The following is a 22,658-nucleotide window of genomic DNA, read 5'->3' on the forward strand; positions in this document are numbered from 1 at the left end:
GTCTCAAGGAAAAAGCCAGGAACCTACTATTAAGTGAAGCGGGAATAGCACATCGTAAACGTCGGTGCTGGGATGTGGAAGCCGTCTTTGGGAATATCAAGCAAAATATGGGCTTCAAGCGATTTATGCTTCGGGGAATGGAGAAAGTAACTACTGAAATAGGGTTAATTGCTATGGCGCACAACTTAAGAAAATTCAGTATAGCATAGGAAGGGGGCTTCCTTGCCTTTTTTTATCATTAAGAATATCTACAAAAGAAGAAGCACTTCTCTCACAAAAACTTTTATCAATAAAAAAGGCCATCTAAATACTTTTTAGACGGCCTCTTTATTTTGTAATAGCCTTTAATTAGAAATTATAATTAATAAAAATCGTAAAATTTCTACCCGGTTCGGTGATTGGTTGACGGGTGAAATCTGCCTGGTTATTAAAAGCGAAATTTAAATGGTTATAATAATATTTATCAAAAACATTTAGGATTCCCACACCAATATTTAGGTTTTTAATAGCGGTAGTTCCGGCTTTTAGATCCATTAAACTATAACCTGGAGTTCTGGTCTCTCCAAAGGAAGGAGCAATATTCTCCTGATCTGCGGTGATGTTGTAATAAATCCCGGTCCAGAACTTAGAATTTTCATATTCTACTCGTGATCTGCTCACCAATGGTGGAGAAAGCGGTAGCGACTCTCCAAGATCTTCGTTTTGGGTGTAAGTATAAGCCAGGCCTGTGCCCAGTTTAATACCGGACTTAAACACCAATTCTCCCGAGAGTTCAAAACCTGTCTTGTAGGCTTCATCAAGATTTCTAAACACTTTTGGATGCACAGGCGGTTGAGTTGGCATATTCTTTCGAGTTAAGCTTTCATCTACTAAACCAACGATATAATTCTCATAAATTGAATAAAATGCACTTACAGAGAAGTTGAAATTTTTCAGGGTTCCGATATATACCTCTTTTCCTTTAAAGCCCAGTTCGAATTGATTATTCACTTCAGGTTTCAGATTAGGATTTCCTACATATTCATAAGGATCTCTTCCAATATTGAAAAATGCAATATAGCGTTCTTCCATATTTGCCGGCCTGGCACCTCTTCCGTAGGAGAGCTCCAGGGAATAATTCTCTTTTAATAGGTGTTTATAGGCTACAGTTCCACTAAAAAGTTGTTCGTTGCGCTTTCCAATTTCCGGGTATAATTCAGCAAAACTTTCCTCTGGGTCACGGCTTTCTGAAACAATATGATCTATACGAGCTCCAAAATTAAAAATGTTTTTCTTGTTGAGTATAAACCTGGTTTCGGCAAAAACACCATAATCATTTATATAGCTGTCCTGCCAAACCTTATCCTTGAATTCCATAGGCATTGCTAAAGCTTCGCCGGTCATATTCATTTTAACCAGGCGTTCTCTTTGCCCATCACGAGAGAGATTTGTAACATCTATTCCAGAAAATAGCCGCCACTTGTTGTTAAGTTTCCATTCGGCTTCTAGTTTTCCACCATAGGTCGTTGCCTTTACCATAGAAATTGCTTCAATTCGATTAAAAGAAGGACGCTTGTAATTGTCCATAATATGGTCTACAAAAGAGTAGTAGAGCTTTGCAGTTAAACCTTTAAATTTTCCCGCCTCAGCCCTGTACTTATAATCCAGGCTAAAAATACTGCTATTATCTTCATCGGTATCCATCATTAATCCTGCGTGTTTTACATCGCGACCAAAGGATTGCCGAAAGCCTGCTTTTAACCTATTACTTTCGTTAAAAGAATAACCTGCTTCCAAATTATAACCCAGGCTGCGGAAGGAGGAAGGAATGCTTCTTCCTTCTCCATCTTCATAATTGCCATAATCTCTTTGGCTAAAATTTCCTGATAGATCCCATTTATTTAGGCGGCCTTCCAGTTGAACCATATTTACCATAGAATTCCCGTTACTTTCGTATCCCGAAGAAACGCTGCCGGAAAATGTATCTGTGGTTTCCACTGCATTGTCGGTTACCAAATTAATAATTCCACCAGAAGTATTTCCGTATCTAACGCTAAAAGGGCCTTTAATGATCTCAATTCTACTAACTTCCTCGGGATTTACCAGGGTGGTAATGGGATCCATGCGGCTTGGGCAGGCGTGCATTGCTTTAGTACCACCGTCAAACTGAATGTTTAATTGTTCATACTGGCTGGCACGCATACTGGGATCCATAGCGTAACTACCTCGTTTAATAAGTGAAAACCCGTTGATATCGCTAAAAAGCTCTCCGGCATTTTTGGGTTGTACCACTTTGTCTCTAAAATTAGTTTTTACCAGGCTCTGTGCTGGATCTATTTGTGGATTTCCCAGGAGAAGGATTTCACTAATTCTAAAAGTGAATCTTTCCAGGTAGATAACCTCACCCGGTTTGAGGTTTGAAATATTTTGTTTTCGGTATTTTAAATGCCTTATCTGAAGCGTATCTTCTTCAGAAAAATTTATAAAAACCTCTCCATTTTTGTTGCTCACAGCTGCTCTACTACTGCCTTTAACCTGTATAGTTGCATCTTTTATAGGTTCCATACTAAATTCATCTACAAGACTTATTTTAGACTGCGCTTGTAGTAATAGGCTAGAGGATAGGAATAATAATATGCTTAAAATTCTCATTTAATTCTATTTAAAAATTGATATAAGTAGATTGTATCCGCCGGTTTTTACCGATGGATTTTTATGATAAATCTGAAAAAATTAAGCTTTAAGAGAAGGTGGATGGAAAGACTTTGGTAAGTATTGGTAGGTATAATTATTTAAATAAGCTACTGGAGTTTTTTCTTCTTCTGAAAATTGAAAAACTTCCAGTTGTTGCATTGGGTTGAAAAAGAGAACTACCTGCCGTTGTAAAAAATCAAGATGTGTTGGTTTCTCTTTGGTGGTAGAATCTTTACTTAATTTGGAGATTTCACACTTTCCATTACATTCCATTTCTGGTTTGTCTGTATTAACACAGAATAATTCAGTAAAACTTGAATTATTTACCAGGTAGAAGCTTATCATAAAACCACTCTTTATGCTGTTAAACAGCATAACTAACGTGAATAGTAAAATGATAAATGTGCTTCTTCTTTCCATTTAAATGCAAAGATAAATGTAATTGTAGGTAATGGAATGTGACTTAAATCACATTGGAGCCGAATTAATGTTAAATTAAAAACCCGGTAAACTATTACCGGGTTTTTTGGCTAATCAAACTAAACTACAAACTATTATTTCTAAAACATTCCACCGCCTTCGGCTTCGTTGTCGTCTCTTTGTTTTCTTTTTAATGCCCTGTTTTTGCCACCGCCAAATCTATAGGAGAAACCTATATATACATTTTGGGTTTCACCTTTAAATCTTCCGGTTTGTGGTAGGGGACGGCCATTGGTAAAGCTGAATTCCTGCGTATCAAAAACATCGTTAAAGTTTAGGCTAAGCGTGGCTTTATCATCAAGAAAGGTGTAGCGCCCGCCAAGATTCATAAAATACATTGGGTCCATATCCATTTGAAGATTTTTAGCTTTGCTTCGGTAAAATCCGAATAACTGGAAGGTTAATTTATCAGTTGCTTTAAAACTATGATTGGTTCTAAAAGTCCAGGCGGTGTTATCGGTTTCCAAATACTCGGTGCCAACTACTCCTTTTAATCGCTGGCTGTATAATTCAAAATTGGTATTTGTGCTCCACCAATTGGTGAATTTATAATTGGATCCCAGTTCCAGTCCATAAGCATTATTATCTTCAAAATTGTCAAATTGCAGTAAAAGCGAACCTTCTTCATTAGGATCTTCTATAAAAACCTGGCTGATTTCATCATTAATATTTCTAAAGAAAACACCTGCAGTCAAACTTCCTTTCTTAGTAAATTTTCGGGTATAATTAAATTCAAGGGAATTGGTGAATTGCGGATCTAATTCTGGATTTCCGGAAACAGTTAACCTGGGTGTGCTTATCTCGCGAATAGGACTCACCTGGCCAAAACCGGGACGATCTACTCTTCGGCTATAACTTAATTGATAGGAATTTGTTTCATTTGGAGTAAAATTCAGGAATCCGCTAGGGTAAATATTAAAGTAATCGTCGTTAAAGACTTTTTCACCATTATAGATGGCATCTACACTAAAGTTTTCCAATCTTGCACCAACCTGATAAGACCACTTTTCAAAATTTTGTCCGTAAGTGGTATAAAACGAATAAATATCTCTTTTATACTGGTAGGTGGCATCGTTTAAAAAGTCGCTGGTGGTACTGTAATCATTATCGGTATCTGAAAGCCTGGCTTCAGCGCCAACCTCAAGTTTACTATTTTCTGAAAGGGGATTTTCATAATCTACGTTCGCGATAATATTTTCCCGGCTTCCATTCACATGGTCACGGTAAGCTGTGAAACCTTCGGTGTCTCCTTCAAAGTTAAAGATTGAATTTTCCTCTTCTTCAAACGTGTTATAATCTACTTCGAATATAATTTTATGCCCTTCTTTTTCAAACTTTCGGTCGTAAGCGAAATTGTAGGTGCTATTAATATTATTGAAATTTGCATTAAGGTTCTGCGCTAAATTAAGCTCTGAATTATTAGGATAAATAATTCTTAAAGCTCCTAACGGTCCACCATCGTAATGATTTTGGTTGGTGTAAAATGAAAATGTATTCTTGTCGTTAAGATAGAAATCTACCCCAACTTTGTATAAATAAGATTCTCTTCTGTTGGTAATATCAAAAGCCTGTCGGTAATTATCTTCTGTGAAATTAATTCTTCCAAGATTGTTGCGATCACCAAACTGAGCGCCAAAATTTCCGTAAAAGTTGAATTTTCCTTTCCGGTAATTCATATCAAGAGAACCGTTGTAACGGGTGTTCTCACCAATAGTAACACCGGTATTTAAATTTCCGTTGAAACCATCGTTGGCATTTTTATGCAATACTATATTGATGATTCCACTCATCCCTTCCGGGTTATATTTTGCCGAAGGATTGGTAATTAATTCAATGGTTTTTATCGAGGTTGAGGGAATTTGTTTTAACAATTGCGCAGGATCCATATTGGTTGGTTTCCCATCTATAAGAATACGCACGTTAGAGTTTCCGCGAAGCGCAATATTTCCATCCTGATCTACATTTACAGAAGGTACGTTATTCATAATTTCTGAAGCGCTGGCGCCGGTAGTGGTAAGGTCTTTCCCCACATTAATTACTTTCCTGTCTATTCGCTGCTCTATGGTGGTACGCTCTGCCACCACGGTAACACCGTCTAGCATCGCAACATCTGGTTCTAATTTAATCGTACCAAAATTATGAGAGCTTTGGTCTTTAGTGATTTCTATTTGTTTAGAAAAGGTTTTATATCCCATAAACTGAACTTTAAACATATAAGCTCCGTTTGGGATCTTTTCAATATAGAAAGTACCATCGGCAGAAGAAGTATTGCCTGAAACCAGGTTTCCTTCCATATCTGTAATACTAATGGTAGCGTAGGGGATTGGTTCTTCCAGGTCGCCATCTATTACAGAACCCGAAATTTTGCCCACGGGTTCGTTAGCCATTGCAGTAAAACTGCTGATGCATAATGCTAAAATTAAAAATAACTGTTTCATTTTTTGGTTGATTTTGATGATTAGTATGTTTAAAATAAATCCTTGTATTGCATAATACCAGAATGTTTCTTTTGGCAAATTCTTAATTTTGATGAATAAAACTTACCAGTTTTTGATTGACGAACGACCCCTTGAATGTTATACCTTATACTTTGTATTGCATAATAGATAAACGTGCATTTTCAAAAATTTTGATCTTTCCTCTATTATAAAGACGAGCAGAAAAATGAATTGTTACAGATTTTTAGAAAGAATTTTAAAAAAAGCCCGTATTTTAGAAATACGGGCCGCTAAAATTACGGGTTTACTAACCATCACATCTATATTCCCGCAACTAAGCTATCCTAAAGACTATAGGGAAGTATTTTTGTTACACTTGTCCTGAAACCTTAGATTTGTTATATGGAGAAAAAAACTTTAGTACTCGGCGCATCTCTTAATCGTTCCCGTTATTCTAATATTGCGATAGAACGTTTGGTAAGGTATAATCAACCTACAGTTGCTATTGGTTTAAGGAAGGGCGAAGTTGCAGGAGTAAAAATAGAAACCGAAAAAATTCCTTTTCAGGATATTGATACTGTTACCCTTTATTTAGGTCCGCCAAGACAGGAGGAATATTACGATTATATTGTTTCTCTAAATCCTACGCGAGTAATTTTTAATCCCGGAACAGAAAATCCTGAATTTTACCAAATTCTGAGAAAAAATAATATTGAAGTTGAAATTGCCTGTACTTTAGTGATGCTTGGTACGAATCAATATTAATCCCAACAGGGTTAGGAATCCGTTTAGAATTAGAATAAAGAACCCAAATTCAAACCCAAACCAAACCAGGCTGTTTATACTAATTAGATAGGATAAAACAGGCGCGAGAATTGCAACTATAGGCACTAGTTTATCCTTTACTTTAATATTGGTAAATAAACCAAGCGTATAAAGTCCCAGCAGCGGGCCATAAGTATATCCGGCAAATTCAAACAGTTTGTTAATCACACTTTTATCTGCTATCGCATATTTAAAAATTAGCATTACGGCTATGAATAAAATAGAGATTACAATATGAATTTGCTTTCTAATTCTCATTTGTTTGGCTTCTTCATAGCGTTTTTCAATATTTAAGATATCAATACTAAAAGAAGTAGTAAGCGCGGTTAAAGTACCATCGGCGCTGGAATAGGCCGCAGCGATAAGTCCCAAAATAAAAAGAATAGCTACACCAATTCCTAATTCACCTCCCGTTGCAATTGCAGGGAAAAGTTCATCTTTAATCGCGTCAATTCCGCTCAAATCGGCGTATTGGGTGAGTAAAACTCCCAGGATAAGAAACATCATGTTTACAATGGTAAGCACAATAGTAAACGAAAACATATTTTTTTGTGCATCTTTCAGGTTTCTGCAGGTTAGGTTTTTCTGCATCATATCCTGGTCAAGCCCGGTCATTACAATCGCAATAAAAGCTCCACTTAAAAACTGCTTAATAAAATGATCGCTACTTTTCCAGTCTTCAAAGAAGAAGATTTTTGTAAGTCCGCTTTCTGAAAGATGATTGATCATTCCTCCGGCCGTAATTCCTAATTCATCTGAAACCACAATTAAAGTTAATCCAAGAGACAGCAACATAAAAAAGGTTTGCAGGGTGTCTGTCCATACTACGGTTTTAATTCCGCTTCTAAAAGTGTATAACCAAATTAAGAAAATGGTTGCTGAAACCGTAGCATAGTAAGGAACGCCTAATTCATCAAAAAGAATAAGCTGCAACACATTTGCTACTAAAAACAACCTAAAACTAGAACCGACAATCCTGGAAAGCAAGAAAAATGAAGCCCCGGTTTTATAAGAATATTTCCCAAAGCGGGATTCCAGGTAAGAATAAATAGAAGTAAGGTTTAACCGATAATACAAAGGCAATAATATAAGCCCAATCACTGCATAACCCACGGTATAACCCAAAACCACCTGGAAATAACTAAAACTATCTGTAGCTACCGTACCAGGCAACGAAATAAAAGTAACCCCGCTAAGCGAAGCGCCAATCATCCCAAAAGCCACAATATACCAGGGTGATTCCCGGTTAGCGCGGAAAAATTCGGCATTACTACCCGCTCTACTGGAAAAGAAAGAAACTAAAAATAAAAGTCCGAAATAAGCGGCGATTAAAATTAAAATCTGGTAGGGCTGCATAGCGATGATTTTGTGAAGTGGCGAATTTACAAATTAAGCTTAAACTTTTACCCGCTTACTTAAAAGGAACGATGAAGAACCTCCAGGCAAGCTCTAAAGATTTGGATCTGAAAATTGTTTTTCCATTCTGGCCGGCTGGTAGATTTAAATCTAGATTATCGAGTAAAAATCATAAATTCGCAGTATGGATTTTTCTTCAAAACTATTGGAACAGGCTGTAGATGAAATGTCTCAACTTCCGGGCATTGGTAAGCGTACCGCTTTAAGGCTGGTATTGCATATGCTAAAACAGCCCGAATCGCAGACCAAACAACTGGCAGATGCGCTTACCAAACTTAGAACCGAAATTAAACTTTGCAAAAATTGCTATAACATTAGCGATACAGATTTGTGTGCTATTTGCGCTAATCCTTCCAGAAATTCAGAAATTGTTTGCGTGGTAGAGGATATTCGCGATGTAATGGCTATTGAAAACACCGATCAATACCGGGGGCATTATCACGTTCTTGGGGGCAAAATAAGTCCGATGGATGGTATTGGCCCTTCTCAGCTTAGCATAAAACCTTTAATAGAAAAAGTACAGGCAGGAAAAGTAGAGGAGATCATTTTTGCTTTAAGCAGCACGCTGGAAGGAGACACTACCAATTTTTATATTTACAGGCAACTGGAAGGTATCGGTATTAAAACTTCAACAATAGCAAGAGGAATTTCGGTAGGAGATGAACTGGAGTATGCCGATGAGGTGACTTTAGGAAGAAGTATTACCAACAGGGTTCCGTTTGAAAATTCTGCTAAAAATTGATATCTTTAAGTGAGCTTCGCGCTAAAAAATAAACAGATGGAAATTTCAGCATTTAAAAAAGCGATTATTGAAAAGTTGGAGGGACTTAATGAAGCTCAATTGCTTCAAGTTAAAGAGTTACTTGAAAATTTTCATCACCAAGAAAATATTGAGGAACCGCAAACCGATTATCACCATGAGGAGTGGGATTTAATGCCTGATTAGCAAAAGAAAAGAATTGAAGATGCTGAAAAAGTTTAGGTAGTGCAGCAGGAGCTCCTCATAAAGAAGTTGCAAGAAGAGTAAAAGATAAATATGACTTCTAAAAGGGAAATTATTTGGGCTGCTTCAGCCATAAAAGACTTAGACAATATTCTTGCTTATCTTGAAAATAATTGGAGCAAAACAGTTAGTGAAAATTTCTTTAATACCTTAGACCATTCGGTAGAGTTAATTAAGTTAAATCTTTATCAGTTTCCTGCACTCTCAAAAGAAAAGAGGTTCTATAAATGTGTGGTAACAAAGCATAATTCTATTTTTTATAGCGTTCCAAATCAAACTCTTATTAGGATTCTCCATGTTTTTGATACACGATAGGATTCCGATAAACTTCCACTTAATCAATAATATTTCTACTGAAAAATTTAGTTTCAGCTTTTGAAATTGTAATTTTACCCAGGTGCGAAAATATTTTCTGAAACAGAAAATTTATAACGAAAATTCATTTTATTGATTTTTTAATACTTTTAAAGTTGAATTTTCATTAAATTCGCAAGCATAAACCTTAAAATAAGCTTTCAATTATAGATATGGCAAAGTTTGAACTTAAGCTACCAAAAATGGGCGAAAGTGTCGCCGAAGCAACTATTACCAACTGGTTAAAGGAAGTTGGAGATACCATTGAAGCCGACGAGCCGGTATTGGAAATCGCTACCGATAAAGTTGATAGCGAAGTTCCCAGCGAAGTAGAGGGGAAATTGGTAGAGAAACTTTTTGAAACCGATGATGTAGTACAGGTAGGCCAAACCATAGCTATTATTGAAACTGATGGAGAAATCCCAGCCGGTGCAGGTGATGATGAATTAGATCTTGATCTTGACGATGAAAGCGAAGAAGAGGAGTATGCTGACGAAGTAGCTGAAAGTGTAGAGTTTGCAAAAGAAACTGCGGGAAGTAAAGATTTTTCTGATGCTTCTAGGTTTTACTCTCCACTGGTAAAGAATATAGCAAAAGAAGAAGGTATAGACCTTGACGAGTTAGAAGAAGTAGAAGGTACCGGTAAAGATAATCGGGTGACTAAAGATGATATTTTAGCTTACGTTGAAAACCGTGAGAAAGGAACTTCTGCCAAGCAAAAGCCAAAAGCAAAACAGGCACCTTCTGCAGATACCGGAAAAATGGCCAGCGCCAAAGCCGAGTCTGAAAAAGTAGTTCCTTCAGGAGAAGACGAGATTATAGAAATGAGTCGAATGGGTAAAATGATCGCACACCATATGGTTGATAGCGCTCAAACTTCAGCCCACGTTCAATCTTTTATCGAAGTAGATGTTACCAATATTTGGAACTGGAGAAACAAGCACAAAAACGATTTTCAGAAAAAAGAAGGAGAAAAACTTACGTTTACTCCAATTTTTATGGAGGCCGTGGCAAAAGCTATTCGTGATTTCCCATTGATCAATATCTCGGTAGATGGCGATAAGATCATTAAGAAGAAAAATATTAATCTTGGGATGGCTGCAGCTCTTCCAGATGGAAACCTAATAGTACCGGTAATTAGAAATGCCGATCAGCTTAACCTTGTTGGCCTTGCTAAAAGGGTCAATGACCTTGCTAATCGGGCACGCCAGAATAAATTAAAGCCAGACGATATTCAGGGGGGAACTTATACCGTAACCAACGTAGGAACTTTTGGAAGTATTATGGGAACTCCTATAATTAACCAGCCGCAAGTTGCAATTCTTGCCCTGGGAGCCATTAGAAAAGTGCCGGCTGTTATAGAAACGCCAGATGGCGATTTTATTGGAATTCGTTATAAGATGTTCTTATCTCACAGTTACGATCACAGGGTTGTAAATGGAGCGCTTGGAGGCCAATTTGTACAACGTGTAGCCCAATATCTTGAAGGATTTGACAAAGACCGGGAGATATAAATTCAAAGAATATTCAAAGAAAAAACCGGCTAAGATTAGCCGGTTTTTTTAGCCGTCATCCTGAACTGGTTTCAGGATCTAAGATGTTGGTATTTCAAACGTATTAGAAGCTGAACATCCCGAAGCTTCGGGCAAGCTTGACGATTTTTTTAGTTTTTCTGCTTTCAAAGATTCTTTACGTAGTTATTTAATAGGTTTAAAGCAGGGTGCTCATCCGGGCTTTGGTAATTGTCAAAAAGCTGCGCTGTTTCCAGGTCTTTATAACCAAGAATTTCAAAAGCTTCATCTTTTTGTAGCTTTTTAAACGCCATAGACCATTCAGAAAACGCGCGTTTTTCACTAAAACCTGAGTCTATTTCAGTTACACTTTGGTGACGCCTGTCTTCAGCAATCTTATTATATAGGCTATCAATATTCTCCTCTTTTCCTTCCAGGTATTGAATAAAGCTTCCGTGGAAATAGATTAGCATACCTGTTACCTCAATTTCGCTATTGCGAGTTCGGGATTTACTTAGAAGTTCCTTTAAATCATTATTGGTAATCACGTGACTTTGCCTGCTTACGTATGCTAAGTATTTAAACATCCTGTTATTTTTTAATATATTCAAAGATAAAAAATGTTATTAGGTTTAGTTGAAGGAATATTTAGTGATTTAAAAGGGATTAAGATTGTATATCCAATAATGTGTTCTAATATTCAAACTTCTGTCAAATTAAATTTTTTACGGCTGTAAATCTTTATTTTTCAAAACTTGCTTAATAAGTCAAAGCCCATAAATTGTAGTATATTTACCCCCAAAATCAAGCTCCTTTATGGAATTAAACCTAACGAGACCCATTTGTTTTTTTGATCTCGAAACCACGGGAACAAATGTGGCAAAAGACCGTATTGTAGAAATCGCTATCCTTAAAGTTTTTCCTAACGGAAACAAGGAAAGCAAAACCTGGCTGGTAAACCCAGAAATGCCTATTCCCAAAGAAGTGGTGGCAATTCACGGAATTTCAGACGAGAAAGTGGCTAATGAGCCCACGTTTAAAGAACTTTCCTCCCAGGTGCACGATATGATTAAAGGTTGTGATCTAGGTGGTTACAATTCCAATAGATTTGATATTCCTTTACTGGTAGAAGAACTTCTACGCGCCGGGATAGATTTTGAAATGAAAAACGTGGTGGCTGTAGATGTACAAACTATTTTTCATAAAAAAGAACAAAGAACTTTGGCAGCCGCATACCAGTTTTACTGCGGAAAAGATCTTATAGATGCCCATAGTGCTGAAGCAGATACCACGGCAACCTACGAGGTTTTAAAATCGCAGTTAGATAGGTATGACGATTTGCAAAATGATATGAAATACCTTGCCGATTATTCTGCGAGGAATAAATTTGCAGATTTCGCCGGATTTATCGCGTATGATAAAAAAGGAAACGAAGTTTTTGCTTTTGGAAAATACCGTGGTAAAAATGTAGAAAAGGTGTTGGAGGAGGAACCGGGTTATTTTGGATGGATCCAGAATGCCGATTTTCCACTTTATACCAAAAAAGTACTTACCGCTATAAAATTGAGAAAATTAAATACCAAGTTGAAATAATTTTTACCAGGCCTACTTATGAAAATAATTTGCATTGGCAGAAACTATACCGATCATATTTCTGAATTACAAAATGAAAAACCCGAAGATCCGGTAATTTTTCTGAAACCAGATACTTCTATTTTATTAAAAAAACAGCCCTTTTTTATCCCTGATTTTTCTAACGATGTTCATTATGAAGTTGAGGTTTTGGTGAAGATCAAAAAAGTAGGAAAACATATTCAGGAGAAATTTGCGCATAAATATTATGAGGAAGTTGGCCTTGGGATAGATTTTACCGCCAGAGATCTTCAGCAAAAATTAAAGGACAAAGGATTGCCCTGGGAAAAAGCAAAAGCTTTTGATGGAGCTGCGGTAATAGGAGAAAAATGGTTGCCCAAAGATGCGGTTGGCGATATAAATATGCTTAACTTTAGTTTAGAAAAGAACGGGGAAACCGTTCAAAAAAGCAATACCCGATTGATGCTGTGGAAAATAGATGAGCTAATTGCCTATATTTCACAGTTTTTTACTTTAAAAATAGGTGATGTTATCTTTACCGGGACCCCGGCCGGTGTTGGCAAAGTAACGCCAGAAGATAGATTAACCGGATTTTTAGAAGACAAACAAATCTTTTCAATTCAAATAAAATAGTACTATGAGCAACTACGATTTAAGTGAGGTTAAAGAAATGGCCGGTGGCGACGAAGATTTCATGAAAATAGTGGTACAAACCTTTTTAGAAGAAATTCCGCCAGATGTAGAAGCGATGAACGAGGCTATTTCTAACGATAATCCTGATCTTGCTTATCAATTTGCCCATAAAATGAAACCTAATTTACAGCTGTTTGGCCTGGAACTTATGGACGAGGTAAAGGTGATTGAGGCCTGGGCAAAAGCCGGGAAAAAGAAAGACGAAGTTCCCACCGCGGCATCTAAAATCACCAAGAAAGTAAATGTGGCCAGCATTGCCCTTAAAAGAGATTTTGAACTGGAATGAAAGCAGAAATAATTACCATTGGAGATGAGATTCTAATTGGCCAGATTATAGATACCAATTCAGCTTTTATCGCTAAAGAATTAAACAAAATTGGTATTTCGGTAAAACAAATTTCTACGGTAGAAGACGAAAAAAGTCATATCCTGGAAGCTTTGTACGAGGCTAAAAACCGTGCCGATATCATAATTATTACTGGCGGTCTTGGGCCTACCAAAGACGATATTACCAAAGATTGTTTATGCGAATTTTTCAATGATAAACTCGTGAAAAACGAGGAAGTACTCAAGCATATAGAATTTCTTTTTGATAAATATATAGACACTCCAATTTCCGATTTAAACCGAAAACAGGCCATGTTACCCTCTAAAGCCCTGGCTTTAAAAAATAAGTATGGTACAGCAGCAGGAATGTGGTTTGAAAGCGAGGAAAAAGCTTATATTTCTTTGCCAGGCGTTCCTTTTGAAATGAAAGCGCTCATAGAAGATGAAGTTGTGCCTAAGCTTCAGCAAACGTTTAAAAGGCCGGTTATTCTGCATAAAACCGTTTTAACCTACGGGATGGGAGAAAGCGCCATTGCCGATAAAATTGAAGATTGGGAAAACAATTTCCCGCCATACATTAAACTGGCGTATTTGCCCAACCTGGGCAGGGTGCGTTTGCGTTTAACTGCGAAAGGCGATAACGAAGAACATCTTAAAAACAGTGTAGAAAGCCTTATTACCGATTTGCACGGGATTATAGGCGATATTATTGTTGGGTATGAAGACGATGAGCCTATAGAAATTCAAATTTCAAGATTATTACTAAAAATTAATGCCAGTATATCCACGGCGGAAAGTTGTACCGGTGGGAAATTGGCCAATTTATTTGCCACACCTCCCGGCGCATCAAATTATTATAAAGGCAGCGTGGTAAGTTACGCCACGAGTGTTAAAGAAGATATTTTACAAATAGATAAAAAGCTAATAGAAGAACACTCGGTGGTGAGTGAGGAAGTGGCAATGGCTATGGCAAAAAATGTGAGAGATCTTTTTAAAACCGATTATGCCATTTCTACCACCGGAAATGCAGGGCCGGCAAAAGGAGACAGCGATGCCGAAATTGGTACTGTTTTTATAGGAATTGCCGCCCCAAATAAGGTTTATGCTAAAAAATTCATCTTTGGGAATCATCGGGATAAAGTAATTGGGAAGGCGGTAAACAAAAGCATGGAAATGATTCGGGAAGAGTTATTTCAGCAAATAAAGACCTATCCTTAATCACATTTTTTAGTTTTAAAGTTTTGAAATCACCTACATTAAGGTTTGAATTTCAGTATTTTAAATAGTTTTTGCTTCAAAAATGGCTAAATTCGCAAAGCGAAAAAGTTTGTTCGCTTTCTAACACAACGAAAACAGGGAGTTTTTAGCTAAGAAATAGACTTGATTTCCATATTTCAAAAAGCTGGAATATTTTTTTAAATTAATATTGTTTGTTAGGTGAAAAAATCGTTAATTTGCAGCCTGTTTTGAAATAACGAGAAAAGAATAGAGCAATGTCAAGAGTTTGTGAACTTACTGGTAAAAGAGCGATGGTTGGGAACAATGTTTCTCACGCTATGAACAAAACCAAACGTAGATTTAATGCCAATTTGGTAAAGAAACGTTTTTTTATTCCTGAGGAAGATAAATGGGTCACTTTAAAGGTATCTACATCTGCACTTAAAGATATTAATAAAAAAGGCATCTCTGCTGTAATTAAAGAGGCAAGAGAAAAAGGATTTTTGAAGAAATAATCCTTAAGCATAAAAACACATTACAATGGCAAAGAAAGGAAACAGGGTACAGGTTATACTAGAGTGTACAGAGCATAAAGCTACCGGACAACCGGGAACTTCAAGATACATTACTACCAAGAATAAAAAGAATACACCGGATAGATTGGAGATAAAGAAATTTAATCCAATCCTTAAGAAAATGACGGTTCATAAAGAGATAAAATAATAAGTTATGGCTAAGAAATCAGTAGCATCGATACAAACAGGGTCTAAGAGATTGACCAAAGCAATTAAAATGGTGAAATCTCCAAAATCTGGTGCCTATACTTTTGTTGAACAAATTATGGCTCCGGAAGAAGTGAACGACTTTTTGAACAAAAAGTAAGCTAAGCAAACTTCCTTGAAAACATTTACAAAGCCGTCTGGATAACTCTAGACGGCTTTTTGTTTTTATTCAATAATCGAAATTTAAATGCTCCGGGATTTGTTTCGATATCGTAAATTAGTTCTTCTTAATGCTTCGTGGGCTTGCCTCGAAGTAATTTGCTTATATTTACAGCTGAAAATTTCGGGAAAACATTTCCGGAATTTGTTGATTTTAAACCTTCCAAAAAATGAGTTTATTTAAAAAGATATTTTCTAAAGACAAAAAAGAAAACCTGGATAAAGGGCTGGAAAAGACCAAAACCAGCTTTATGTCTAAAATGAGTAAAGCCGTTGCCGGTAAAACCAAAGTAGACGAAGAAGTTTTAGACGATCTGGAAAACGTACTGGTAAGCAGTGATGTTGGTGTGGCTACTACCATTAAAATTATAAACCGAATTGAAGATCGCGTAGCTCGTGATAAATATTTGGGTACTGAAGAGCTTAACAAAATACTGCGGGAGGAAATTGCCGGCCTGCTTTCTGAATCTGAAACTGGCGAAGCAGCAAATATCCAGTTGCCAGATGTAAAACCATATGTAATTATGGTGGTTGGCGTTAATGGCGTAGGTAAAACTACTACAATTGGTAAACTTGCTCACCAGTTTAAAAGCGCCGGGAAAAAAGTTGTTTTAGGGGCAGCCGATACTTTTAGAGCAGCGGCCATAGACCAGTTGCAAATTTGGGCCGATAGGACCGATGTGCCTATAGTGCGCCAAAAAATGGGCAGCGATCCTGCTTCTGTTGCTTTTGATACCGTGCAAAGCGCAGTAAAACAAAACGCAGATGTAGTGCTTATAGATACCGCCGGGAGACTTCACAATAAAGTGAATTTAATGAACGAGCTTACCAAAGTAAAACGTGTAATGCAAAAGGTGATTCCTAATGCTCCGCACGAGGTTCTATTGGTTTTAGATGGCTCTACCGGGCAAAATGCTTTTGAACAGGCAAAACAGTTTACAGCGGCTACAGAAGTAACTTCTCTTGCCGTTACAAAATTAGATGGTACAGCAAAAGGCGGCGTTGTAATTGGTATAAGCGATCAGTTTAAAATTCCGGTTAAATATATTGGTGTAGGTGAAGGTGTAGAAGATTTGCAGGTTTTTAATAAATACGAATTTGTAGATTCTTTCTTCAGACAGTAAGCTTATTTTTCGGTGCCCGGAAAATCGGTAGTTTATTGATTAATATTTCATTTAACCTCCAGTTTTTAAAATTATAATAAATGAAAAAACTTTTATTCCTTCTTCTGCTTCCCGCTTTAATTTCCTGCGGAAATGATAAAAATTCTGAAGCTGAAAATACCGAAACCCAGGACTCGCTAAAAACCGAAAAGGAAGAGGAATTTAAAGTTTTAGATTCAAAAAATATTTCCCAGGATTCTCTTTGGTCTCCTTTTGAAAACGATTTAGCAGAATTTTCTGAAGAAAAATATCAATCGATAAAACCGCTTATTTTCGATAAAAATATTCCTGAAATCCAGGAAGCAGTCAAAAAGGGGGAGCTTACTTACGAGGAACTTTCCCTGTTTTACTTATATCGAATTAAAAAAATTGACCGTGAGAATGAACTTTCCTTAAACTCGGTTATTTCTCTGAATCCAAACTTGCTGGAAGAAGCACGAAAAAAAGATAAGCAATTAAATAATTCAGCAGAAAATCATTTGATTAACGGAATTCCGGTTTTGTTAAAAGATAATATCAATACGCAAAATATGCCAACAACAGCGGGAGCTATTGCGTTGCAAAATAATCAGACCGAAGATGCTTTTATAGTTCAAAAATTAAAAGAAAACGGTGCCCTAATTCTTGGAAAAGCCAACCTAAGTGAATGGGCTTATTTCTTTTGTGGAGAATGTCCCAGCGGTTACTCGGCGGTTGGCGGACAAACCTTAAACCCATACGGAAGAAAGATTTTTGATACCGGTGGTTCCAGTTCGGGTAGTGCAGTGGCGGTGGCGGCAAATCTTGCTCCTGTAGCAGTAGGATCTGAAACTTCAGGATCTATTCTTTCGCCTTCCAGCCAGAATTCGGTAGTAGGGTTAAAACCAACTATCGGTAATTTAAGTCGGGGTGGGATTGTGCCTATTTCCAGCTATTTAGATACTCCCGGACCTATGTCAAAATCAGTTATAGATAATGCAATTTTATATTCAGCAATGACTGGGAAAGATGTTGAAGATACGCTTTCAGTAGAAGTAGAGGATACCGATTTCAATTTTGAAAATACAAGTTTGGAAGGAAAACGATTTGGTGCTTTTAAACAATTAATAAAAGAGGATTCTCTTTACAAACTGGCGGTGAACGATCTAAGAAATGCAGGAGCCGAAATTGTAGAATTTGAAGCCGAAGAAATTGAGCTGGAAAACTTTTTGCGTTTGCTAAGCCTGGATATGAAAAAAGATCTACCCGAGTATTTTGAAAAATATGGTGGTAAAACAGGTTTTGCTTCGGTAGACGATATTGTGAAATTCAATTTAAAAGATTCTGTGAGCAGAATGCCGTACGGCCAAACCCTGTTTGATGGAATCTTACACGAGTCGGCTGATTCTACCAATCTTGATTCTATAAAGAATGATTTAAGCGAGAAAGGAAAAAAGTATTTTGATACTCCCATGCAGGAACACAATTTAGACGGAATTTTATCCATAAATAATTATCACGCTGGTTTCGCAGCGGTTGCTCATTATCCCGCAATTACCGTTTCTATGGGTTATAACAAAGATGGCGCCCCAAAAGGTCTTACATTTTTCGCAAAATCATCTGAAGAAAATAAACTTTATCAGTGGGCTTTTGCTTACGAAAAGGCTTCCAAACGTCGACAATCCCCAAAAAATTACGAGTAAATGAAACAACGGAATTTGAAAGCGCTAATTAGCAAGATCATTTTGTTCTACAGCATATTTTATGGCGCTATGAAGATTATTGCCGTTTTATTTCAGGACGCCTGGCCACTGCCAAACCTTATTATGGCAATTCCATTTGTGGTTTTTGCCGTTATAGGCGGGATTATGCTTAAACGCGATACTTATTCCTGGGTTTATGTAGCTGCAGGGGTAATTGTAATAAGTATAGTTAGGTATTACGAAATGCAATGGCTGCAGCAATTGAACCAGTATTTTAATTAATGTATGTCTGTTTTTACTCATAAGATCAAAATCATTTATAACTCGTCATGCTGTCCCGACGCTTCGGGATATTTTAACATCTAACATAGCATTGATACACTCAACTTAGATCCTGAAACCAGTTCAGGATGACGACCATTTTAAACTATGACTTTTTACGGAGAACAAATCTATTACTATGAAACCTGAAAAAAAGTACCCTTCGGAAGTTTATTTAAACGGAAAATGGCTGAAACCCGATGAGGCTTTTGTTTCGGTTTTTGACCGTGCATTTATGTTTGGCGACGGAATTTATGAAGTAACTCCATTTTATAATGGAAAAGGCTTTAAGCTGAAAGAACACCTAAAACGCCTGCAATATTGCCTGGACGAGATACAGGTTGCTTTTGATGCATTTTCCCTTGAAAAATTAATGTACGAAGCTATAGAACGCGACAATTTAAATGAAGCTGATGCGGCGGTTTATATACAGGTAAGTAGGGGAGTTGCCGCCCGAAGCCATTTTGTTCCCGAGAAGATTGAAACCACCGTGTTGCTGTACGCCTTTCCCGTGACTTTAGAAGGTTTTGAAAAGAAAACCTGGGAAGTAATAGCCACAGAAGATAAACGCTGGCACCGCTGCGATATAAAGTCGACAGCACTTTTGGCGAATGTTATGGCCAACGAGGAAGCCATCGCTGCCGGGTTTGCCGAAAACCTATTGGTGCGCAAAGGTTATTTTACTGAAGGTTCGCATTCCAGCTTATTTTTTGTAAAATATGGCGTAGTACATACCCATCCCGAAGGCCATAAGATACTCTCTGGTATTACCCGCGCCGAGGTGATTAACATCTGTGCCGACTTAAATATAAAAGTGGTTGAAAAACCTGTACATATTGACGAATTGGTAGAAGTAGAGGAAATCTTTGTTACCGGCACCACCACGCAAATTATTCCTATAAGTTCTATTACTCACAAAAACAAAAAAGTCTACAGCGCTCAAAAAGACAGCCTTACAAAAAAATTACAGGAGGTTTTTATTAAGAGGACGAGGGAGTAGGTTTTATAATAATCCGTTCATAGAATTCAGAAAAATAAAAGGAAAAACTCGATTACAATAATAACAACGGAGCAATAAAACCAATCCTTACTTCATTTTTATTATAACTGGAGACATCAAAATTTTGTGTAGCAAATTCAGAATAATCAAAATAACGGCCAATATAAGCAAAGAAAAACCGGAGATCAATATTTTTAAACGGGCTGTAATACACGGTTGGGTTCATTCCGTAGCTTCGTCTTATGTGCTCATTGCTTGCTTTTATATCATCGTAGGCACTGCTCGTCATTAGCGTTAGTAAACCGGTAAATTTTGGACTAAAACGGTATTCTGCCCTTATCCAGTTTTCTATATATAAAACATCTTCGGCTATAGATTCGTCATCAACAATACTGGTGAGAATGCCTTTTGTATCTACTTCCTCATAACTGTAGTGAAAGTCATACATTAGGCTGAAATTCTTGTTTTGATATTTGTGTCCTAAAGTAAAAAAAGTAGTTCCTCTTTTTTTAACTTCATAAGAATGGCTTAAACTATAAATGGTTTCCAGTTTACCATCAAAAAAACTTCCGCGCCAGTTTGCCACAAAAGCCACCGGCCAATCTGGTTCCTGGATATTTTCAGCAACAATATCCCCATACAGATCATCGTAATGCATCGTTCGGGAGTTTAAAACCTGGAAACCAAAATTATGATTCTCTAAAGCCTGGTAGGTAATTCCGGCCCCGGTAACAAAAGCCAAAACATTGTTGTAAACATCATTATATTCCAAAACATACAACGGACTGAACTCGTATTCATAACCGCCGTAAAATGGATTCATTTTTCCAAGTCTAATATTCAGCTTTGGGCTGGCTTTAATATCTATAAACGCCAGTTCTATATCGCTGCCTAATCTATCCAGGGTTTGTACATCGCTATTTCTATTAAAGCGGTTTCTAAATGTAAAATTTACCCTTTCGTGTAATTTTCCGGAAATTCCCAGAGCCGTAAAACCATTAAGAAATTGGATCCCATTGTAATAGTTATCTCCACCTCTAAAGGTATATGCCTGGAATCCCATACGCATACCGAAGGTAAAATTGATATTTTTTAAGAGCTCTATTTTGTTTGATGGGATAAGAGGTTCACCCAGACTGTCTTTTTGTTGCGAGAACCCCAACAACGGAATTAATAAAAGCAGACTTATTAAATATGATTTTACCATAAGAATTGGAAGTATGGGTTAGAAAGGAAATTATTCCTTAGGAATCTTTATAAATCTACTAAAATTTAACTAACAATTAGAAAAGCTCTGGAATTTTAGCAAATGTTTGCCGATTGCTGGCGTCTATTGTTTCCGGGAAAATAGTTTTCAGGCTTCTTCTTTTTTACTCGATAATCGAGATTTAAATGCTCCGAGGCTTGCCTCGAACGAAAAGATAATTTTTCCACTCATACCTCGTGGGCTTGCCCCGAGGTTCTTGATTAAAACGAAACACCAAAACTCTTTGATAATAACTCCTCAAGTTCCTCGAGCTCCAATTTCAATTCCTGGTGGTTTTCTGATAAGGATAATTCAGACTTATCTTTCCGAAGCAACTTTTTCAATTCAAGCGTTTTAAAGTGAAATGATTTGGATTGTAGTTCAATTTGTAAAGTTGCTACTTGTTTTTCAATAGCTATCTTTTTTTGCTTAACTACAGCAATCACTTCAGTGGCCTTATCAAAAGTCAACTCCTTTTTTTCTACAGATTTCAAAACTCCACACTCAAAATTTCTACATGCTTTCGGTCTTTGAGAATAAATATTACAACCATTGCAGCCAAGTTCATTACAGGGTAGAAAAAACATTCCATTTTCACCCGTTTGTTCAATATCCATCAGTTGTTTTACTGGTGCTAGCTCTTCTCTATCGAGCTGTACAAAACCAATTAAAGTACCATCACAACATAAACCACAAGCCAAACAGATATTTGTTGGGTCACTCATATTTCCTGAATTTTAAGCTGTCTAATATAAATTGCTTATTCATATCCGGCTAATGTAGTGTAAACATAGCCGTTTACGCAGGTATAATTTCCGTATTTGTTTTTAATTGAAATTTTTTAGTCTTCTGACTTGAATTGGTGGCTAACGGTTATGGTTTGTAAGTTGGCGGGTGTAGTGACGCGCATTGTTGGCTTAGACCTGGTTTGTTGGTCAAGTTAATTATTTTCTAACGCTATCTGCTATTGGCAAGTGATCGTTGTTATTGTTGCGCGTTTATGTTCTCTTAATTTCGTTAGTAAGTTTATCAATACTTTTGACTAAATCATGGGTTGTCTTAGTTATTATATCATTCTCTTGTGCTAAATGATCTAAATCAATATCAATTACTTCGCTAAATTCCTTATTTGTAGCAACATCTTCGTAGAGAATTTTAATTTGAAAATTTCTATTTTCTTCTTCTTTGAAAAATGTATTCATAGAATTAATTGCAGTTTCAACTTTTTTTCCTGGCGGAAAAAATTGGATTGGATTTTCAAATAGAGTTTGATTTAAAGATTTACTCTGAAAAGTAACTATATCTGGTTGTAATTTAACTTTGACATTTTTTGCAGGTGTTTTACCAATATTCTCTACATAAATCTTTAAAACTTGTCTTTCTTTGTAAAAATCTGCAATTATATATGGTCTCTTTTCTAAATAATTCTGAGTTTCTATTCTTTGTAACATTTCCCAAGTAAATACTACATAGAAATAAGTCAGAACTATCATTCCAAAACTCAAATAATCTGTTGCTTTCCAATTAACTTTATCAATAATATTTAGAACTACAAATACTGCAATTAAGATTATTGGAACTATTATTCTAAAAATTGTCTTCACAAATGCGCTACAATTCTTCTTATCCCGTTTAAACCAAAGGTTTAACTAAAAGCCTACCGGGATATGCTTAGCTTTTCAAATATAAATTATTGTCAAGGCTTAAAACTGTGGGAAACCGTAATTTTTGGGCTATTTACCAACAGGTTTTTAACTTTTTTATTAATACAATAGCGAGTTTTGTTGATGAGTCG

25 protein-coding genes are annotated in these 22,658 nt (G+C 36.6%); 17 read left to right on the forward strand and 8 right to left on the reverse strand.

The features are described 5' to 3' along the window. Window positions 1-209: transposase (locus BM084_RS16645; protein WP_143083675.1), on the forward strand; the 209-nt coding region annotated here is incomplete at its 5' end. Between the two features lie 139 nt (window positions 210-348). Here the strand turns inward: BM084_RS16645 and BM084_RS16650 are convergent. The 3 genes from BM084_RS16650 to BM084_RS16660 all read right to left on the reverse strand — a co-directional run bounded on the left by BM084_RS16650 (window position 349) and on the right by BM084_RS16660 (window position 5,591). Further along, a complete protein-coding gene (locus BM084_RS16650; RefSeq protein WP_093306141.1) occupies window positions 349-2,631 on the reverse strand; it encodes a TonB-dependent receptor in 2,283 nt (760 codons plus the stop codon). An 81-nt stretch (window positions 2,632-2,712) separates the two neighbouring features. Next, window positions 2,713-3,018, reverse strand: a complete 306-nt coding sequence (locus BM084_RS16655) for a hypothetical protein (protein WP_075327405.1) — start codon at window positions 3,016-3,018, stop codon at window positions 2,713-2,715. 215 nt (window positions 3,019-3,233) lie between these two features. Then, entirely contained in the window at window positions 3,234-5,591 is a 2,358-nt protein-coding gene (locus BM084_RS16660; protein WP_093306143.1) for a TonB-dependent receptor, read from the reverse strand. Between the two features lie 402 nt (window positions 5,592-5,993). Between BM084_RS16660 and BM084_RS16665 the strand changes: the two genes are divergently transcribed. Further along, window positions 5,994-6,356: a CoA-binding protein gene (locus BM084_RS16665; RefSeq protein WP_075327403.1), complete on the forward strand. Its 363-nt coding sequence runs from the start codon at window positions 5,994-5,996 to the stop codon at window positions 6,354-6,356. Here the strand turns inward: BM084_RS16665 and BM084_RS16670 are convergent. Continuing rightward, on the reverse strand, window positions 6,327-7,772 hold the full coding sequence (locus tag BM084_RS16670) for a sodium:solute symporter (protein ID WP_093306145.1): 1,446 nt from the start codon (window positions 7,770-7,772) through the stop codon (window positions 6,327-6,329). The two genes, BM084_RS16665 and BM084_RS16670, sit on opposite strands and share 30 nt — an antisense overlap. Window positions 7,773-7,956: 184 nt before the next feature. Between BM084_RS16670 and recR the strand changes: the two genes are divergently transcribed. The 4 genes from recR (at window position 7,957) to BM084_RS16685 (ending at window position 10,703) form a co-directional block, all read left to right on the forward strand. Then, window positions 7,957-8,574 carry a recombination mediator RecR gene (gene recR, locus BM084_RS16675; RefSeq protein ID WP_075327401.1) on the forward strand — a complete coding sequence of 206 codons (618 nt, stop codon included), beginning with the start codon at window positions 7,957-7,959 and terminating at the stop codon, window positions 8,572-8,574. A 36-nt stretch (window positions 8,575-8,610) separates the two neighbouring features. Continuing rightward, window positions 8,611-8,778, forward strand: a complete 168-nt coding sequence (locus BM084_RS19230; protein ID WP_156858152.1) for a hypothetical protein — start codon at window positions 8,611-8,613, stop codon at window positions 8,776-8,778. Between the two features lie 90 nt (window positions 8,779-8,868). Continuing rightward, entirely contained in the window at window positions 8,869-9,150 is a 282-nt protein-coding gene (locus BM084_RS16680; RefSeq protein WP_093306147.1) for a type II toxin-antitoxin system RelE/ParE family toxin, read from the forward strand. A gap of 212 nt (window positions 9,151-9,362) precedes the next feature. Beyond that, the gene (locus BM084_RS16685) at window positions 9,363-10,703 is read left to right on the forward strand and encodes a dihydrolipoamide acetyltransferase family protein (protein WP_093306149.1); all 1,341 of its coding nucleotides are present in this window, start codon (window positions 9,363-9,365) and stop codon (window positions 10,701-10,703) included. Window positions 10,704-10,867: 164 nt separating this feature from the next. Here BM084_RS16685 and BM084_RS16690 read toward each other — a convergent pair whose 3' ends face one another. Continuing rightward, on the reverse strand, window positions 10,868-11,287 hold the full coding sequence (locus BM084_RS16690) for a BLUF domain-containing protein (RefSeq protein ID WP_093306151.1): 420 nt from the start codon (window positions 11,285-11,287) through the stop codon (window positions 10,868-10,870). 229 nt (window positions 11,288-11,516) lie between these two features. Here BM084_RS16690 and BM084_RS16695 point away from each other — a divergent pair, with 229 nt between their 5' ends. The 11 genes from BM084_RS16695 (at window position 11,517) to BM084_RS16745 (ending at window position 19,617) form a co-directional block, all read left to right on the forward strand. Further along, complete coding sequence (locus BM084_RS16695) at window positions 11,517-12,293, forward strand: 3'-5' exonuclease (RefSeq protein ID WP_093306154.1); 777 nt, start codon at window positions 11,517-11,519, stop codon at window positions 12,291-12,293. Between the two features lie 18 nt (window positions 12,294-12,311). Beyond that, window positions 12,312-12,926 (forward strand): fumarylacetoacetate hydrolase family protein, encoded by a 615-nt coding sequence (locus BM084_RS16700; RefSeq protein WP_075327396.1) that lies wholly within the window; start codon window positions 12,312-12,314, stop codon window positions 12,924-12,926. 4 nt (window positions 12,927-12,930) lie between these two features. Beyond that, window positions 12,931-13,272 carry an Hpt domain-containing protein gene (locus tag BM084_RS16705; protein ID WP_075327395.1) on the forward strand — a complete coding sequence of 114 codons (342 nt, stop codon included), beginning with the start codon at window positions 12,931-12,933 and terminating at the stop codon, window positions 13,270-13,272. Beyond that, window positions 13,269-14,531 carry a competence/damage-inducible protein A gene (locus tag BM084_RS16710; protein ID WP_093306156.1) on the forward strand — a complete coding sequence of 421 codons (1,263 nt, stop codon included), beginning with the start codon at window positions 13,269-13,271 and terminating at the stop codon, window positions 14,529-14,531. Before BM084_RS16705 ends, BM084_RS16710 begins: the two co-directional genes overlap by 4 nt. Before the next feature lie 275 nt (window positions 14,532-14,806). Then, window positions 14,807-15,046 (forward strand): 50S ribosomal protein L28, encoded by a 240-nt coding sequence (gene rpmB / locus BM084_RS16715; RefSeq protein ID WP_057480126.1) that lies wholly within the window; start codon window positions 14,807-14,809, stop codon window positions 15,044-15,046. Window positions 15,047-15,071: 25 nt separating this feature from the next. After that, window positions 15,072-15,254 carry a 50S ribosomal protein L33 gene (rpmG, locus tag BM084_RS16720; RefSeq protein WP_075327393.1) on the forward strand — a complete coding sequence of 61 codons (183 nt, stop codon included), beginning with the start codon at window positions 15,072-15,074 and terminating at the stop codon, window positions 15,252-15,254. 6 nt (window positions 15,255-15,260) lie between these two features. Next, the gene (locus BM084_RS16725; RefSeq protein ID WP_075327392.1) at window positions 15,261-15,413 is read left to right on the forward strand and encodes a DUF4295 domain-containing protein; all 153 of its coding nucleotides are present in this window, start codon (window positions 15,261-15,263) and stop codon (window positions 15,411-15,413) included. A gap of 229 nt (window positions 15,414-15,642) precedes the next feature. Next, a complete protein-coding gene (ftsY, locus tag BM084_RS16730; protein ID WP_075327391.1) occupies window positions 15,643-16,596 on the forward strand; it encodes a signal recognition particle-docking protein FtsY in 954 nt (317 codons plus the stop codon). 80 nt (window positions 16,597-16,676) lie between these two features. Then, window positions 16,677-18,296 (forward strand): amidase family protein, encoded by a 1,620-nt coding sequence (locus tag BM084_RS16735; protein ID WP_093306158.1) that lies wholly within the window; start codon window positions 16,677-16,679, stop codon window positions 18,294-18,296. Beyond that, complete coding sequence (locus BM084_RS16740) at window positions 18,297-18,578, forward strand: hypothetical protein (protein ID WP_143083676.1); 282 nt, start codon at window positions 18,297-18,299, stop codon at window positions 18,576-18,578. Window positions 18,579-18,756: 178 nt separating this feature from the next. Then, window positions 18,757-19,617 (forward strand): aminotransferase class IV, encoded by an 861-nt coding sequence (locus BM084_RS16745; protein ID WP_093306163.1) that lies wholly within the window; start codon window positions 18,757-18,759, stop codon window positions 19,615-19,617. Window positions 19,618-19,669: 52 nt separating this feature from the next. Here BM084_RS16745 and BM084_RS16750 read toward each other — a convergent pair whose 3' ends face one another. From BM084_RS16750 to BM084_RS16760, 3 genes are all read right to left on the reverse strand, one after another. Further along, window positions 19,670-20,824 (reverse strand): porin, encoded by a 1,155-nt coding sequence (locus BM084_RS16750; protein ID WP_093306165.1) that lies wholly within the window; start codon window positions 20,822-20,824, stop codon window positions 19,670-19,672. A 260-nt stretch (window positions 20,825-21,084) separates the two neighbouring features. Beyond that, window positions 21,085-21,588: a YkgJ family cysteine cluster protein gene (locus BM084_RS16755; protein WP_075327386.1), complete on the reverse strand. Its 504-nt coding sequence runs from the start codon at window positions 21,586-21,588 to the stop codon at window positions 21,085-21,087. A 273-nt stretch (window positions 21,589-21,861) separates the two neighbouring features. Further along, entirely contained in the window at window positions 21,862-22,467 is a 606-nt protein-coding gene (locus BM084_RS16760) for a hypothetical protein (protein ID WP_075327385.1), read from the reverse strand. Window positions 22,468-22,658: the final 191 nt, after the last annotated feature.

Source organism: Salegentibacter agarivorans (assembly GCF_900113135.1).
Lineage (GTDB): Bacteria > Bacteroidota > Bacteroidia > Flavobacteriales > Flavobacteriaceae > Salegentibacter > Salegentibacter agarivorans.

Bases quoted from the DNA above. Each gene is read 5' to 3' on its own strand.
- BM084_RS16700 (WP_075327396.1), top strand. From the start codon at position 12,312: ATGAAAATAATTTGCATTGGCAGAAACTATACCGATCATATTTCTGAA.
- rpmG (WP_075327393.1), top strand. From the start codon at position 15,072: ATGGCAAAGAAAGGAAACAGGGTACAGGTTATACTAGAGTGTACAGAG.
- BM084_RS16710 (WP_093306156.1), top strand. From the start codon at position 13,269: ATGAAAGCAGAAATAATTACCATTGGAGATGAGATTCTAATTGGCCAG.
- BM084_RS16665 (WP_075327403.1), top strand. From the start codon at position 5,994: ATGGAGAAAAAAACTTTAGTACTCGGCGCATCTCTTAATCGTTCCCGT.
- ftsY (WP_075327391.1), top strand. From the start codon at position 15,643: ATGAGTTTATTTAAAAAGATATTTTCTAAAGACAAAAAAGAAAACCTG.
- BM084_RS16740 (WP_143083676.1), top strand. From the start codon at position 18,297: ATGAAACAACGGAATTTGAAAGCGCTAATTAGCAAGATCATTTTGTTC.
- BM084_RS16735 (WP_093306158.1), top strand. From the start codon at position 16,677: ATGAAAAAACTTTTATTCCTTCTTCTGCTTCCCGCTTTAATTTCCTGC.
- BM084_RS16705 (WP_075327395.1), top strand. From the start codon at position 12,931: ATGAGCAACTACGATTTAAGTGAGGTTAAAGAAATGGCCGGTGGCGAC.
- BM084_RS16650 (WP_093306141.1), bottom strand. From the start codon at position 2,631: ATGAGAATTTTAAGCATATTATTATTCCTATCCTCTAGCCTATTACTA.
- BM084_RS16695 (WP_093306154.1), top strand. From the start codon at position 11,517: ATGGAATTAAACCTAACGAGACCCATTTGTTTTTTTGATCTCGAAACC.
- BM084_RS16745 (WP_093306163.1), top strand. From the start codon at position 18,757: ATGAAACCTGAAAAAAAGTACCCTTCGGAAGTTTATTTAAACGGAAAA.
- BM084_RS16755 (WP_075327386.1), bottom strand. From the start codon at position 21,588: ATGAGTGACCCAACAAATATCTGTTTGGCTTGTGGTTTATGTTGTGAT.
- BM084_RS16685 (WP_093306149.1), top strand. From the start codon at position 9,363: ATGGCAAAGTTTGAACTTAAGCTACCAAAAATGGGCGAAAGTGTCGCC.
- BM084_RS16690 (WP_093306151.1), bottom strand. From the start codon at position 11,287: ATGTTTAAATACTTAGCATACGTAAGCAGGCAAAGTCACGTGATTACC.
- BM084_RS16680 (WP_093306147.1), top strand. From the start codon at position 8,869: ATGACTTCTAAAAGGGAAATTATTTGGGCTGCTTCAGCCATAAAAGAC.
- BM084_RS16655 (WP_075327405.1), bottom strand. From the start codon at position 3,018: ATGATAAGCTTCTACCTGGTAAATAATTCAAGTTTTACTGAATTATTC.
- BM084_RS16670 (WP_093306145.1), bottom strand. From the start codon at position 7,772: ATGCAGCCCTACCAGATTTTAATTTTAATCGCCGCTTATTTCGGACTT.
- BM084_RS19230 (WP_156858152.1), top strand. From the start codon at position 8,611: ATGGAAATTTCAGCATTTAAAAAAGCGATTATTGAAAAGTTGGAGGGA.
- recR (WP_075327401.1), top strand. From the start codon at position 7,957: ATGGATTTTTCTTCAAAACTATTGGAACAGGCTGTAGATGAAATGTCT.
- rpmB (WP_057480126.1), top strand. From the start codon at position 14,807: ATGTCAAGAGTTTGTGAACTTACTGGTAAAAGAGCGATGGTTGGGAAC.
- BM084_RS16660 (WP_093306143.1), bottom strand. From the start codon at position 5,591: ATGAAACAGTTATTTTTAATTTTAGCATTATGCATCAGCAGTTTTACT.
- BM084_RS16750 (WP_093306165.1), bottom strand. From the start codon at position 20,824: ATGGTAAAATCATATTTAATAAGTCTGCTTTTATTAATTCCGTTGTTG.
- BM084_RS16725 (WP_075327392.1), top strand. From the start codon at position 15,261: ATGGCTAAGAAATCAGTAGCATCGATACAAACAGGGTCTAAGAGATTG.